The sequence below is a fragment of the Streptomyces botrytidirepellens genome (assembly GCF_003721215.1).
Lineage (GTDB): Bacteria > Actinomycetota > Actinomycetes > Streptomycetales > Streptomycetaceae > Streptomyces > Streptomyces himastatinicus.
Genome location: NZ_RIBZ01000240.1, coordinates 1 through 13,457, shown reverse-complemented (window position 1 = coordinate 13,457; position 13,457 = coordinate 1). Strand labels below are relative to the sequence as shown.

The 13,457-nt window shown below is 71.3% G+C and carries 14 protein-coding genes; 4 read left to right on the top strand and 10 right to left on the bottom strand.

Annotated features, from left to right (window positions below):
* Together hemA and EEJ42_RS18695 are read right to left on the bottom strand one after the other, a co-directional pair.
* Positions 1 to 776: glutamyl-tRNA reductase (gene hemA / locus EEJ42_RS18700; protein WP_123101057.1), on the bottom strand; the 776-nt coding region annotated here is incomplete at its 3' end.
* On the bottom strand, positions 773 to 1,621 hold the full coding sequence (locus tag EEJ42_RS18695) for a redox-sensing transcriptional repressor Rex (RefSeq protein ID WP_123101056.1): 849 nt from the start codon (positions 1,619 to 1,621) through the stop codon (positions 773 to 775). The genes hemA and EEJ42_RS18695, both read right to left, overlap by 4 nt.
* Positions 1,622 to 1,969: 348 nt before the next feature.
* On the opposite strand from EEJ42_RS18695, the gene EEJ42_RS18690 reads away from it, so the two are divergent.
* The 4 genes from EEJ42_RS18690 (at position 1,970) to EEJ42_RS18675 (ending at position 6,293) form a co-directional block, all read left to right on the top strand.
* Entirely contained in the window at positions 1,970 to 2,248 is a 279-nt protein-coding gene (locus EEJ42_RS18690) for a glutaredoxin family protein (RefSeq protein ID WP_123101055.1), read from the top strand.
* 97 nt (positions 2,249 to 2,345) lie between these two features.
* Positions 2,346 to 3,269 (top strand): HAD family hydrolase, encoded by a 924-nt coding sequence (locus EEJ42_RS18685; RefSeq protein ID WP_123101054.1) that lies wholly within the window; start codon positions 2,346 to 2,348, stop codon positions 3,267 to 3,269.
* A gap of 717 nt (positions 3,270 to 3,986) precedes the next feature.
* Positions 3,987 to 4,826, top strand: coding sequence for an ECF subfamily RNA polymerase sigma factor, BldN family (locus EEJ42_RS18680; RefSeq protein ID WP_123101053.1), 840 nt, complete (start codon positions 3,987 to 3,989; stop codon positions 4,824 to 4,826).
* A gap of 204 nt (positions 4,827 to 5,030) precedes the next feature.
* The gene (locus EEJ42_RS18675; RefSeq protein ID WP_123101052.1) at positions 5,031 to 6,293 is read left to right on the top strand and encodes a DUF5667 domain-containing protein; all 1,263 of its coding nucleotides are present in this window, start codon (positions 5,031 to 5,033) and stop codon (positions 6,291 to 6,293) included.
* A 226-nt stretch (positions 6,294 to 6,519) separates the two neighbouring features.
* Here EEJ42_RS18675 and EEJ42_RS18670 read toward each other — a convergent pair whose 3' ends face one another.
* The 8 genes from EEJ42_RS18670 to EEJ42_RS18635 form a co-directional block, all read right to left on the bottom strand.
* The gene (locus EEJ42_RS18670; protein WP_123101051.1) at positions 6,520 to 7,563 is read right to left on the bottom strand and encodes a lysophospholipid acyltransferase family protein; all 1,044 of its coding nucleotides are present in this window, start codon (positions 7,561 to 7,563) and stop codon (positions 6,520 to 6,522) included.
* Between the two features lie 13 nt (positions 7,564 to 7,576).
* Entirely contained in the window at positions 7,577 to 8,620 is a 1,044-nt protein-coding gene (locus EEJ42_RS18665) for an NAD-dependent epimerase/dehydratase family protein (RefSeq protein ID WP_123101050.1), read from the bottom strand.
* 195 nt (positions 8,621 to 8,815) lie between these two features.
* Entirely contained in the window at positions 8,816 to 8,914 is a 99-nt protein-coding gene (locus EEJ42_RS18660; protein WP_003948845.1) for a 30S ribosomal protein bS22, read from the bottom strand.
* A gap of 122 nt (positions 8,915 to 9,036) precedes the next feature.
* The gene (locus EEJ42_RS18655) at positions 9,037 to 9,246 is read right to left on the bottom strand and encodes a helix-turn-helix domain-containing protein (RefSeq protein WP_014053989.1); all 210 of its coding nucleotides are present in this window, start codon (positions 9,244 to 9,246) and stop codon (positions 9,037 to 9,039) included.
* 131 nt (positions 9,247 to 9,377) lie between these two features.
* Positions 9,378 to 10,193: a phosphatase gene (locus EEJ42_RS18650; protein WP_123101049.1), complete on the bottom strand. Its 816-nt coding sequence runs from the start codon at positions 10,191 to 10,193 to the stop codon at positions 9,378 to 9,380.
* A 100-nt stretch (positions 10,194 to 10,293) separates the two neighbouring features.
* Positions 10,294 to 11,466 (bottom strand): acetoin utilization protein AcuC, encoded by a 1,173-nt coding sequence (locus tag EEJ42_RS18645; protein WP_123101048.1) that lies wholly within the window; start codon positions 11,464 to 11,466, stop codon positions 10,294 to 10,296.
* Entirely contained in the window at positions 11,435 to 12,649 is a 1,215-nt protein-coding gene (locus EEJ42_RS18640; RefSeq protein WP_123101047.1) for an MFS transporter, read from the bottom strand. The genes EEJ42_RS18645 and EEJ42_RS18640 overlap by 32 nt, the downstream gene beginning before the upstream one ends.
* Positions 12,650 to 12,674: 25 nt before the next feature.
* On the bottom strand, positions 12,675 to 13,331 hold the full coding sequence (locus tag EEJ42_RS18635; RefSeq protein ID WP_123101046.1) for an HAD family hydrolase: 657 nt from the start codon (positions 13,329 to 13,331) through the stop codon (positions 12,675 to 12,677).
* Between the last annotated feature and the right edge of the window lie 126 nt (positions 13,332 to 13,457).

The window sequence follows — 13,457 nt, the reverse complement described above, 5'->3', positions numbered from 1 at the left end:
GGCCGCTGCTCCGGGGCGGCCTCGCGCGCGGCGTCGGCCGCGAGGTCCGCGACGGCGACGGCGGCGCCCAGCCCGGCGTGCTGGCCCGCGAGGGACTCGGCGAGCCGCAGGGCCCGCTCCAACGTCCTGTTGGCGATCACCAGTTCTGCCACACCGGCCCGCGCGAGGGTCGTCGCGGCCAGCGAGGACATCGACCCGGCGCCGATGACCAGCGCGCGCTTCCCGGCCGCCCACTCCGAGACGGACCGGTCCCCGGCCAGCTGCTCCAGGCCGAAGGTCACCAGCGACTGCCCGGCCTTGTCGATCCCGGTCTCGCTGTGCGCCCGCTTGCCGACCCGCAGCGCCTGCTGGAAGAGGTCGTTCAGCATCCGGCCCGCGGTGTGCAGCTCCTGCCCGAGCGCGAGCGCGTCCTTGATCTGGCCGAGGATCTGGCCCTCCCCGACGACCATCGAGTCCAGCCCGCAGGCCACCGAGAAGAGGTGGTGGACGGCCCGGTCCTCGTAGTGGACGTAGAGGTACGGAGTCAGCTCGTCCAGGCCGACACCGGTGTGCTGGGCGATCAGGGTGGACAGTTCGGCCACTCCGGCGTGGAACTTGTCCACATCGGCGTACAGCTCGATCCGGTTGCAGGTGGCCAGCACCGCGGCCTCGGTGGCGGGCTCGGCGGCGAGCGTGTCCTGCAACAGCTTCGCCTGCTCGTCCCCCACCAGGGCAGCGCGCTCCAGCACGCTCACGGGCGCGCTGCGGTGACTCATTCCGACGACGAGGAGACTCATGCCGGCATCACGGCGGGCACATCCCCGTCAGGTCCCTGCCGATTGCCGTCGCCACTGTGGCCACCGGTGCCGCCGGGCCCACCGGCGGCCGGGCGGTGCGAGGCGGCGGCGGACGGCTTGGGCGTCGTCGCGACACCCGGCTCGCCGGTCCCGGCCGTCTCCCGCTCGGGAGGGGTGGCCTCCTCGCCCGCCTTGCGCTGCTCATGGAAGGCGAGGATCTGGAGCTCGATGGAGAGGTCGACCTTACGGACGTCCACACCCTCCGGAACGGACAGCACGGTGGGCGCGAAGTTGAGGATCGAGGTGATCCCGGCCGCCACCAGCCGGTCACAGACCTGCTGGGCGGCACCGGCCGGGGTGGCGATGACGCCGATCGACACCCCGTTGTCGTCGATGATCTTCTCCAGCTCGTCGGTGTGCTGCACCGCGATGCCCGCGACCGGCTTCCCGGCCATCGCCGGATCGGCGTCGATCAGCGCGGCGACCCGGAAGCCACGGGAGGCGAAGCCGCCGTAGTTGGCGAGCGCGGCGCCGAGGTTACCGATACCGACGATCACGACCGGCCAGTCCTGGGTGAGGCCGAGCTCCCGCGAGATCTGGTAGACGAGGTACTCCACGTCGTAGCCGACACCCCGGGTGCCGTACGAGCCGAGGTATGAGAAGTCCTTGCGCAGCTTGGCCGAATTGACCCCGGCGGCGGTCGCGAGTTCCTCGGAGGACACCGTGGGCACCGAGCGCTCGGAGAGCGCGGTCAGGGCGCGCAGATACAGCGGTAGCCGGGCGACGGTGGCCTCGGGGATTCCTCGGCTTCGGGTCGCCGGTCGGTGAGTTCGGCCAGTTGCCACGGTGCTCCTGCGGGTAGAGCGGGGCTGCGGGCGGCCGGCTGGCGTGACGCCGCCCCATCGACAGCAGGCTATGTCTTTGTGAACGCGTGCACAAAGATGGTGTCCGCTTTGTCCGAGCAAAGTGACCGGTGTCACGCGCCTTTTCGACCTGGCCACGGAACCACCACCAGCGTCGCACCGTTCCCCATGGGCGCGCACGCACCGCGGAGACGCCGAGGGGAGCACGGGCTCTCACTCCTCACCGTTTTACCCCCGGACAGCAACAAATCGCCCACGATGGTAAACCGCCCCGGGCCCCACCGCCGAACTCGCGACCTCGCCCCGGACGGGGCCGGGCATGATGGGGGCATGAGTCCGCTGTTGCGCCGTAGCCCCCGCAAGAAGCCCAGCGAGCGCACGGTGACCTTGATCGGCAAGCCCGACTGTCACCTCTGCGAGGACGCCGAGGCCGTGATCGAGAGGGTCTGCGGCGAGCTGGGCACCCCCTGGGAGAAGAAGGACATCACCCAGGACGAGGAGCTGTACCGGAAGTACTGGGAACAGATCCCGGTGATCCTGGTCGACGGCGCCCAGCACGACTTCTGGCGGGTCGACCCCAAGCGGCTGCGCGCCGCCCTCGGCGGCTGACGGCGGACACCCGGGCCCGCCTCCCTTTCGCGTAACCTGAATCCGCGCGACACCGGGGCGTAACGGGAAGCTCCGAGGGCGTGGCTATGCTCGCTCCATGGCCGCACTGGGATGGTTCACCCGACGTCGACAGCCCGCCACCGAGCGGAGTGTCCTCGCCGGAGAGGCATCGGCCGAGGCGGCGCGCAAGTCGTCGGCCGAGACTGCCCCGCCACAGACCGCCGCCGAGCCGGAGTTCCCCGTCGTCGGGGACGAGCAGGCGGCCGCCTTCTTCGATCTGGACAACACGGTCATGCAGGGCGCCGCGCTCTTCCACTTCGGCCGCGGCCTCTACAAGCGGCATTTCTTCCGCAAACGCGAGCTGGCCCGCTTCGCCTGGCAGCAGACGTGGTTCCGGATGGCCGGGGTCGAGGACCCGGCCCACATGGAGGACGTGCGCAGCAGCGCGCTGTCGATCGTCAAGGGCCACCGGGTCGCCGAGCTGATGTCGATCGGCGAGGAGATCTACGACGAGTACATGGCCGACCGCATCTGGCCCGGCACCCGCGCCCTCGCCCAGGCCCACCTGGACGCCGGGCAGCGGGTGTGGCTGGTGACCGCGGCCCCCGTCGAAACCGCCACGATCATCGCCCGGCGGCTGGGACTGACCGGGGCGCTGGGGACGGTCGCCGAGTCCGTCGGCGGCGTGTACACCGGCAAACTGGTCGGCGAACCGCTGCACGGGCCCGCGAAGGCGGAGGCCGTACGCGCGCTGGCGGCGGCCGAGGGGCTCGACCTGAGCCGCTGCGCGGCGTACAGCGACTCCTCCAACGACATCCCGATGCTGTCGATCGTCGGCCACCCCTACGCCGTGAACCCCGACGGGCAGCTGCGCAAGCACGCCCGCGAGCGCGGCTGGCGGCTGCGCGACTACCGCACCGGCCGCAAGGCGGCCCGCATCGGCATCCCGGCCGCGGCCGGGGTGGGCGCGGTGGCGGGCGGCACGGCGGCCGCCGTGGCCCTCCACCGCCGCAGGCGCTAGGGGGTGTCCGCAAAGTCCCGTCGGGCCCGCGACGCCTGGCACGCACGCTCGCTGCGTTGTCGGGATCACCCCGAGTAGGCCCACTACGAGGGNGCACGCTCGCTGCGTTGTCGGGATCACCCCGAGTAGGCCCACTACGAGGGCGACCCTCCGCCTTGCGATCGCACGCGCCCCCAGCTACCGCTGGGAGGTGCCCCCTGACGCCGCGGGCTGATCCAACGCGACTTTGCGGACACCCCCTAGGGACCGTTCGCCCCAGGGGCACCTTCCGCCCCAGGAGGCACCTCCCTCACCGTGACCCACCGTCGCCGTACGAGGGTGACCGGGCATGCCCGCCCTTGACCGATCGTCGCGCTGCGTGACGGCATGGGCAGCGATACGGACGGTCATCGGACGATCGCGTCCGCCCCGTTTCAGACAATCCGCGTTTGCTGCCCCATAGCGCCCCCGCCAGTCCCCTTACCGCCGGTTTGTCACAACACGCCATACCAGCGCACAACCAGCGAAGCTTTTCGATCAACTCCCATACTGCATTCGATACTTGATTCGTCATCAACCCATAACGAAGCAGACGGAAACGATGATTTGAGCAACTGGGTGTAGCGCCGCCTATACGAAGCGTTATTCTCCTTAGACGCAAACCGGTACCCACGCGTCCCTACGGCGGGTGAACGGTCCCGTACTGCACGTGATGGAAGCTCTGCCTCTGGGAGTCCCGTGTACCCACACGTCGGGGTTGACGCCTCGGGCCTGGCTACGCTGCGCGCAACGGTCCTCGACTGTCTGCGCGGCTTCGTCCCCACCGCGTATGCCGTCCCCGCCCTCGCCCTCGCCTCGCCCGTGCCCGCCGGTGCGGCCGGCCCCGCCCGTCCCGCCGGTCCTTCCGACGGCACGGTCAGCCGGTCCGGCACCGCCAGTCCCTGCTATGCGCTCACCGACGGCGGGGCGGCGGTCGGCAGACGTTCCCGCGGCTCCACCTCCACCGCCCGACGGCCCGGCGCCGACAGCGACAGCCGCCGGATGATGGACCTCGTGGAGCGCGCCCAAGCTGGCGAGGCCGAGGCCTTCGGCCGCCTCTACGACCAGTACGCCGACACGGTGTACCGCTACATCTACTACCGGGTCGGCGGCCGGGCCACCGCCGAGGACCTCACCAGCGAGACGTTCCTGCGCGCCCTGCGCCGCATCGGGACCTTCACCTGGCAGGGCCGCGACTTCGGCGCCTGGCTGGTGACGATCGCCCGCAACCTCGTCGCCGACCACTTCAAGTCCAGCCGCTTCCGGCTGGAGGTCACCACCGGCGAGATGCTCGACGCCAACGAGGTCGAGCGCAGCCCGGAGGACTCCGTCCTGGAGTCCCTCTCCAACGCGGCGCTGCTCCAGGCGGTGCGAAAACTCAACCCGCAGCAGCAGGAGTGCGTGACCCTGCGCTTCCTCCAGGGCCTCTCGGTCGCCGAGACCGCCCGCGTCATGGGGAAGAACGAGGGCGCGATCAAGACCCTCCAGTACCGGGCCGTGCGCACCCTGGCGCGGCTGCTGCCGGACGACGCCCGCTGACCCCGGGAAGCGCGGGCGCGACGTGTGGTCCGATCATCGGGAGGGCGTAACCCCTGTGCTGCGCCGCTCGTTGTGGGAGGTGCAGGCGCCTCGCGGTCGTACCCTGCCCGTAGTCCCCTCACTCGATCGAGTGGACGCGCGCATGGCACGGAACCTCCAGGTGTCCTGGGGAGTCGACCGTCACGAGAAGAGGAGGTGCCGCCCGTGATCGCGAACGTATCGGCGCACCGGCGGGCGAACGCCTTCGCCGAGGCGCTGGAGGCCCTGGAGGCTCTGGAGAGCCGGCACCGGGCGTCCCAGGACACGACCGGGGCGACCGCGCCAGCGGCCGCCGCCGAACCGTCCGGCCCGGCGGCGGACAGCCCCGGCCAGCAGCAGCGGCTGGTGGGCCTGGCGCGGCAGCTCGGCGAGCTGCCCGCGCCGACACTGTCCGCCGACGTCAAGACCACCCAGCGGGCCCAGCTCATCGCCGCCATGGAGGCCACCTTCGCGGACGGCGCGTCCCGCGTCCCCGACCAGCGCCGCCGCAGCAGCGGCGCCCACCGGGCGAAACCCCCGATCGCCAGACTCCGGCCCCGCTCCCGCTGGTCCAAGGGGCTCGCGGCCGGGGGGCTCACCGTGGGAGTCGCGGCGGGCGCGTTCGGCGGAGTCGCCGCGGCCAGCTCCGACGCCCTCCCCGGCGACACCCTCTACGGGTTCAAGCGGGGCATGGAGGACCTGAAGCTGGAGATGGCCGACGGCGACGCCGACCGCGGCCGGATCTACCTGGACCAGGCGTCCACCCGGCTGAGCGAGGCGCGTCGACTGATGGAGCGGGCCCGCTCCGGCGACCTCGACCACGACCAGCTCGGCGAGATCCGCCGGGCCCTGTCCGGGATGCGCCATGACGCGTCCGAGGGCCACCGGCTGCTGCGCGGGGTGTACAAGCGGAACGGCTCGCTCGGCCCGATGCGGGAGCTGTCCACCTTCGCCACGGCGCACCGCGACGGCTGGAGCCGGTTGCGCGAGCAGCTGCCGGTCCAGCTCATGGACGTCGGCGAACAGGTCAGCTCGGTCTTCGACGCCATAGACGATGAGGTCGGCCCGCTGCGCTCGCTGCTGCCCACCTCCCGGGAGCAGCACGGGCAGTCCGGCCAGCCGAGCGGCGAGCTGCCGCCGCGCCCCGGCGCGGCGGAGCCGGAGCGCGGCCAGTCGGCGTCCTCCTCGGCCACCCCGACCCACAGCCGCCCCGGTGACGCCTCCGCCAAGCCGCGCCCATCGGCGTCGGCAGCCCCCGAGGAGCAGGGCGGCCTGGTGGGTGGCGCCGGTGGTCTGCTGGAGCCCCCGACCGGCGCGGCGACGCCGAGCCCGTCCGCGGGCAAGGGCGACACGGGCGGCGGCAAGCCGTCCCAGCCGGACATCACCATCCCGCCGCTGCTGCCCGACCTGCTGCCGGGACTGGATCTCGACGGCGACGACACGAGGTGATCGGCCTGACTGTTCGGGTCCGGCGGCCGCGCCGCCGGACCCGTAGTCATGGGTTTCGGGTCAGAAAAACACCGAGCGGCGCTGCACCAGCAGCTTGGCCCCCCTGTTCTGGCCACCCTCGCATTGCTCGGCCCTGGCGGGCCTCCCAAGCTTCGGCTGGTCGCGCCGGACTCCGTCCGTCGGGCTGGAGCTCGCGCCGCATCAGGGGCCTCGACCCTGAGCGCCCTCAGAAAAACACCGAGCGGCGCTGCACCAGCAGCTTGTACAGCGTGTGCTGGATCGTTTCCCTCACCTGGTCCGTCAGGTTGAACATCAGCATCGGGTCGTCCGCGGCCTCCGGCGGGTGCCCGTCCGTCGGGATGGGCTCGCCGAACTGGATCGTCCACTTCGTCGGCAGCGGCACCGCCCCCAGCGGGCCGAGCAGCGGGAACGTCGGTGTGATCGGGAAGTACGGAATCCCCAGCAGCCGGGCGAGCGTCTTCGCGTTCCCGACCATCGGGTAGATCTCCTCCGCGCCCACGATCGAGCACGGCACGATCGGCGCCCCGGCGCGCAGCGCCGTCGAGACGAAGCCGCCCCGCCCGAACCGCTGGAGCTTGTACCGGTCCGCGAACGGCTTTCCGATGCCCTTGAAGCCCTCCGGCATCACCCCGACGACCTCGCCTCGCTCCAGGAGCAGCTGGGCGTCCTCGGAGCAGGCGAGGGTGTGACCGGCCTTACGGGCCAGCTCGTTGACGACCGGCAGCACGAAGACCAGGTCGGCGGCGAGCAGCCGCAGATGCCGCTGGGCCGGGTGGTTGTCGTGCACCGCGACCTGGAGCATCAGCCCGTCCAGCGGCAGCACCCCGGAGTGGTTGGCGACCACGAGCGCGCCGCCGTTCTGCGGAATGTTCTCGATGCCCTTCACCTCGACCCGGAAGTACTTCTCGTACATCGGGCGGAGCATCGACATCAGCACCTGGTCGGTGAGGTCCTCGTCGTAGCCGAAGTCGTCGACCTCGTACTCGCCGGTGATCCGGCGGCGCAGGAAGCTCAGTCCGTGGGCGAGCTTGCGCTCCCAGTCGCCGCCGCCGGGGGCCCGCTTGGGCGGGTGCGGGGGCGGCGGCGGGGCGGCCGCCGCGGCGGTCTCGGGGTGGTGCTCCAGCTCCTCGTCGCGCTGCTGCGGTACGGGCTTCAGCGGGCCCTGGGACCGGTTCGAACGGCCCGTGCGCAGCCCCTTCCGCCGGGACCGGGGTTCCTCACCGAACGGAATGACCTTGGCATCCGCCATGGTGGTGCGCTCCTCATTTCTGGGCTCCGGCGGGCAGCAGTGCGCCGAGCCGGTCGATGGTACGGGCGAGGGTCTCGGGCGGGAGCAGCCCGGGACCGCGGCTGTGCACATAGTCCGCGAAGGCCCCTGCGGTGGTGTACTCGGGGTCGAATCCGAGCGTCTCGCGCATCTGGGTCGTGGCCACCACCCGGCCGTGGGTGAGCAGCCGGACCTGCTCGGGCGAGAAGTCGGTGATGCCGAGGGAGCGCAGCGCGGTGCGGGCCCAGCGCAGGGTCGGCAGCAGCAGCGGCAGGGTGGGGCGGCCGAGGCGGCGGGCGGCCTGGGAGAGCAGCAGTACCCCGTCGCCCGCGATGTTGAACGTGCCGCTGTTGAGGGTGCCGCGGCGCGGCTCGGAGGCGGCGATCCGCAGCACCTCGAGGGCGTCCTTCTCGTGGACGAACTGGAGCCGCGGGTCGTAGCCGATGACGGTGGGCAGCACCGGCAGCGCGAAGTACTCGGCGAGCGGGGAGTCCGCGCACGGCCCCAGGATGTTGGCGAAGCGCAGCACGCACACCGCGACGTCGGGGCGGCGCCGGGCGAAGCCGCGTACGTACCCCTCGACCTCGACGGTGTCCTTGGCGAAGCCACCGCTCGGCAGCGACTTGGGCGGGGTGGTCTCGCTGAAGACGGCGGGGTCGCGGGGCGCGGAGCCGTACACGCTGGTGCTGGACTTCACCACCAGCCGCTGGACCGACGGCGCCTTCTGGCAGGCACCGAGCAGCTGCATGGTGCCGATGACGTTGGTCTCCTTGACCGAGGTGCGATTCCCGCGGGCGCCGAGCGGGGTGCCGTTGATGTCCATGTGGACGACGGTGTCGACGCCGAATTCGGCGAGCAGTTTCCCGATCGTGGGGTGGCGGATGTCGGCCCGGACGAAATCGGCCCCGCCCAGCTGGTGTTCGGGAGCGACCGCGTCCACTCCGATGACCCGGTCGACGTCCGGCTCACGCTGTATGCGCCGTACGAATCGGCCCCCCAGCCGGCGGGCGACTCCGGTGACGAGCACGACCTTTCCCAAGATCAGCGCCTTCCTTCCCACCCTCGTCCGAGCTTTCCGAGCTGGGCTGTGCGGAACACCGTAACCGCTCGATGTTGCGCTGTGATGACCACTCGCCGCGCGGTGCGACGTTTTGAGCCGAGGGCCCCGCCGGACGCACCGCAGCCCTTCCACCATGGGTGGAAGGGCTGCGGGATGAACACAGCGCCGCTGGTCCTACTTCTTGTTACGACGCTGGACGCGCGTGCGCTTGAGCAGCTTGCGGTGCTTCTTCTTCGCCATCCGCTTGCGCCGCTTCTTGATAACAGAGCCCACGACTACCCTCGCTCACTTCGATTCACTCGGTGCGGGGCGTCCGAGCCCACACGACCTACATCGGGCCAGCCTACCCGCCACCGGGCGAACCACGTAATCCGAGGGGCGTCGGCCTAAGTGGCCTAAGCGGACTCCACCCCCACATAGGACTCGCGGAGGTACTCATGCACCGCTTGCTCCGGGACCCGGAAGGACCTGCCCACCCTGATCGCCGGCAGATGACCGCTGTGCACCAATCGGTACACGGTCATCTTGGAGACTCGCATCACCGAGGCGACTTCCGCCACGGTCAGAAACTGAACCTCATTCAGAGGCCGTTCGCCAGCAGCCATGACACACCACCTGAACCTTCCGCACATGTCGGGCACCGGCTTCCCCTCCGGTGACTCCTGCTCGCATGCGCGCTCATCCCCAGGTTAGGGGCGGGTGATGCGAGTGGGGAAGAGGAGTAGCGATCGCACGCCTACTGTGACAGACACGCTCGATTGAGTACATAGCGAGTAAGCGGCCGGTAGTAACCAGACCGCACAGCGTCATCAAGTGGAACGGCGACGGACACCTGTCCCTCGGCCTCCCCGACGAACAGCGCGGGGTCGTCGGTATCGCCCAGTCCGATGGCCGCAAACCCCAGTTGACCTGCTCCGCAGACCCATCCGTGGTCCCCGATCACCAGCCCCGGCAGGGGCCCGCCGGACTCGGCGGCACAGGCGAGGGCGACGCGAACCGGGAGGGGCGAGTGGCTGTGGGCGCCCGGCTCACTCGCGGTCGGCCGGGCGCCGGGTTCCCGCACCATCGCGACTCCCCGTACGTAGGTGAGCTGGTACGTACGTACGCCAAACCGAGTCGTTATGTCGACACATCTACCCTCCGCGGGGGTGAGGATCCGGCATCCGGCCGCCGAGAGGGCCGCCGCCAACGCGGCGTAGAAACCCAGGAGACGGTGGGGGTGGCCGGTGCCCAGGAGCACCGGCGCCCGGGTCTCGGCGGCCACCCGGAGCCGGTCCGCGAAGGTCTGGAGCGCGGCGATCGTACGCTCCGGGTCGATCACATCGTGACCGGAGACCTCCGCCGGGTTGACCGAAACCCCGCATTTACTCCCCATGAGGCGAAGCAATTCGGTGAAGGACCAGTCGTATTCGGGCTCCAGGCCCAGCAGCACCCGGGGGTCACGGGCGGCGAAGAGCCGATAGCGGCGCAGGCTCTCCTCCCGGCTGGTGGCCACCGGCCCGGCGAGCCGCGCCGCCAGCAGATGCGCACGCAGCGCGGCGGTACTCAACACCCCACCGATGCTGCTGGATCACCGCCCGCGCCCGAAGGGGAACGCCCCGAGTTCCCACGGTCGGCCTAACACTGGCGTACGAGTGGGGGGCGCCGGAGGCTTACGGCAGCAGGCCGTGGTGGGGGAAGACGGCCCGCCGGGTCGCCAGAATCGCCTGGTCCAGGCGGTCCGCCGGGTCGTAGCCGGACTCGGCGAAGTCCTGCCAGCGCGGCTCACGCCCGTCCGTCATCCGCCGCGGCGCCTCCAGCCGGGTCCGCCGGTACACCTCGTGCCGCCACTCCTCCGGCACCTCCGCCCCCGGCGCCACGGGACGCCCCGCCGCGATCGCCACCAGATGCGTCCACGACCGCGGCACCACCTCCACCACCGCGTAGCCGCCGCCCCCGAGGGCCACCCAGCGCCCGTCCGCGTACTCGTGCGCCAGCCGGTGGCAGTTCTCCGCGACCGCACGCTGCGCGTCCACGGTCACGCCCAGGTGCGCGAGGGGGTCCTCGATGTGGGTGTCCGCGCCGTGCTGGGTCACCAGCGCCTGCGGGCGGAACGCGGCCAACAGCTCCGGCACCACCGCGTGGTAGGCCCGCAGCCAGCCGGCGTCCCCGGTCCCGGCCGGGAGCGCCACGTTCACCGCCGAGCCCTCGGCGCCCTGGCCGCCCGTCTCCTCGGGCCATCCGGTCTGCGGGAAGAGGGTGCGCGGATGCTCGTGCAGCGAGATCGTCAGCACCCGCGGATCGTCCCAGAAGGCCGCCTGCACCCCGTCGCCGTGGTGCACGTCCACATCCACGTACGCGACCCGCTCGGCGCCCAGCTCCAGCAGCCGGGCCACCGCCAGCGCCGCGTCGTTGTACACACAGAATCCGGCGGCGCCGCCGGGCATGGCGTGGTGCAGCCCGCCCGCGAAGTTCACCGCGTGCAGCGCCTCACCGCGCCAGACGCTCTCCGCCGCGCCCACCGACTGCCCGGCGATCAGTGCCGACGCTTCGTGCATCCCGGCGAACGCCGGGTCGTCCATGGTCCCGAGCCCGTACGAACCGTCCGCGCCCGCCGGATCGGCCGAGGCCCTGCGCACCGCCTCGATGTACTCCTGGCGGTGGACCAGCCGCAGCGTCGAGTCGCCGGCCGCCTTGGCGGCCACCACCTCGACCGCCCGGTCGAGCCCGTACGCCTCCACCAACCTCATGGTCAGCGCGAGCCGGACCGGGTCCATCGGATGCCCGGCACCGAAGTCGTACCCGGTTACTTCCTCATCCCACATCAACTGTGCGCGGCCGCTCATGCCCGTCACCGTATCGGGCTGGTGCAGCCGTGAACGACCTCGCGTAGACCAGCGTCACGAGGACGAGCGCCATCGGTACGAGCATCGCCCCGCGGTAGTTCCACGCACCCCCCAGCGCTCCCACGAGCGGCGAACCGATCAGGAAGCCCACGTAATTGAATATGTTCAGGCGCGCGATGGCCGCGTCCGAGGCCCCGGGGAAGAGCCGCCCGGCGGCGGCGAACGTCTGCGGCACCAGGACGCACAGCCCGAGCCCCAGCAGCGTGAACCCGAGCATCCCCACCCAGGCGCCGGGCGCCGCCGCGACCACGGCGAACCCGCCCGCCGCGAGCAGCGCCCCGGCCCGGACGACGGCGGCCGCGCCGAAGCGCCGCACCCCGAGGTCGCCGAAGGTGCGGCCGAGGAGGGTGGTGACCATGTAGACGTTGTACGGCACCGTCGCCAGCTGATCGGAGCTGTGCAGCACGTCCTCGAGGTACTTGGCGGACCAGTTGGAGACCGTGGAGTCACCGATGTAGGCGAAGGACATGACGAGGCAGAGCGGCAGCAGCAGCTTCATGTTCACGGCGGCGCCCTGCTCCCCGCCGGTGTTCGCTTCGCCCGGGCCGCCCTCGTCGTCCGCGAACCAGCGGCCCGCGACGAACGCCACGGGCACGAGGACCGCCACCAGCGGCGCGTAGAGCGCGGCCAGCGGCAGGTCCCAGTGCGCGCCCGCCCAGGCGAGCGACGCCCCGGCTATCCCGCCCAGGCTGTACGCGGCGTGGAAGCCGAGCATGATGCTGCGCCCGTACGCGCGTTGCAGGCTCACCCCGAGCATGTTCATCGACGCGTCGAGCGCCCCGACGGTGAGGCCGAAGACCGCGAGCGCCACGGCGAGCTGCCACACCGCCGTGCCGGAGCCCGCCGCGAGCAGGGCGAGCGAGACGACGGGCTGGACCCCGCGCAGCACCCGCCCCGGCCGGACGCGCTTCACGAGGTGCTCGGTGGCGACGCTGCCCACCCCGGCCAGAACGGGCACGGCGGCGAGGAAGAGGGGCAGCAGCCCGTCGGATATCCCGTAGCGGTCCTGGAGCGCGGGTATCCGGGTCACGAGCAGAGCGAAGATCGCGCCCTGGACGAAGAAGCTGATGGCCAGCGAGGCCCGGCCATGCCGCAGCCGCGGGCCCGGGCGCGTATCCGTCATGGCCGAGGAGCGTAGGCCCCCGGCGCTACTTGTGGGTAGAGCTGAGCAGTATTCGCAGTCCGGCCATGTCCGAGAAGTGGGCCAGGGCGCCCGGGAGCCGGTCGGCCGGGGTCATGGCCGTGTAGCCGTACGCGTCCATCCCGGCCGCCAGTGCGGCGCGCACGCCGAGGGGGCTGTCCTCGACGACGGCGCACTGCTCAGGGGTCGCGCCCATGCTTTTGGCCGCGTGGAGGAAGAGGTCGGGGGCGGGCTTGCCGCGGCCCACGTCCTCGGAGCTGAAGATGCGGTCCTCGCCGAAGTAGTCGTAGAGCCCGGTCTTCCGCAGGGCGACCCGTATGCGCTCATGGCTTCCGGAGGAGGCGACGCAGTACGGGATCCCGTCCGCCCGCAGACCGTTCAGCGTCGCGGCGACCCCGGCGACGGGCTCCAGCTCACGGCGGAAGGCGTCGAAGACGCGGGAGTGGAAGGTGGCGTCGAAGTCGGCGGGCAGCCGCCGCCCGGTGCGCTCCAGGACCAGGTCGTGGATGCGGTGCATGGCGGATCCCATGTAGTCCCGCAGGGAGTCCTCGTAGCTGGTGGGGTGTCCCAGCTCGGTGAGATAGCCCGCGAGGAGCCGATTGGAGATCGGCTCGCTGTCGACGAGCACTCCGTCGTTGTCGAAGATGACCATGTCATAGCGCATGGCGTGCAGCCTACAAAAACGAAAAGGCCCTGTTGGGAGCTTGAAGCTCCCAACAGGGCCTTTTCCAATATTTGTTCGGCGGCGTCCTACTCTCCCACAGGGTCCCCCCTGCAGTACCATCGGCGC

What these genes read in the sequence shown, in the direction of transcription:
- EEJ42_RS18690 (WP_123101055.1), top strand. Translation starts at nt 1,970, where the DNA reads ATGAGTCCGCTGTTGCGCCGTAGCCCCCGCAAGAAGCCCAGCGAGCGC.
- EEJ42_RS18685 (WP_123101054.1), top strand. Translation starts at nt 2,346, where the DNA reads ATGGCCGCACTGGGATGGTTCACCCGACGTCGACAGCCCGCCACCGAG.
- EEJ42_RS18670 (WP_123101051.1), bottom strand. Translation starts at nt 7,563, where the DNA reads ATGGCGGATGCCAAGGTCATTCCGTTCGGTGAGGAACCCCGGTCCCGG.
- EEJ42_RS18655 (WP_014053989.1), bottom strand. Translation starts at nt 9,246, where the DNA reads ATGGCTGCTGGCGAACGGCCTCTGAATGAGGTTCAGTTTCTGACCGTG.
- EEJ42_RS18645 (WP_123101048.1), bottom strand. Translation starts at nt 11,466, where the DNA reads ATGAGCGGCCGCGCACAGTTGATGTGGGATGAGGAAGTAACCGGGTAC.
- EEJ42_RS18640 (WP_123101047.1), bottom strand. Translation starts at nt 12,649, where the DNA reads ATGACGGATACGCGCCCGGGCCCGCGGCTGCGGCATGGCCGGGCCTCG.
- EEJ42_RS18635 (WP_123101046.1), bottom strand. Translation starts at nt 13,331, where the DNA reads ATGCGCTATGACATGGTCATCTTCGACAACGACGGAGTGCTCGTCGAC.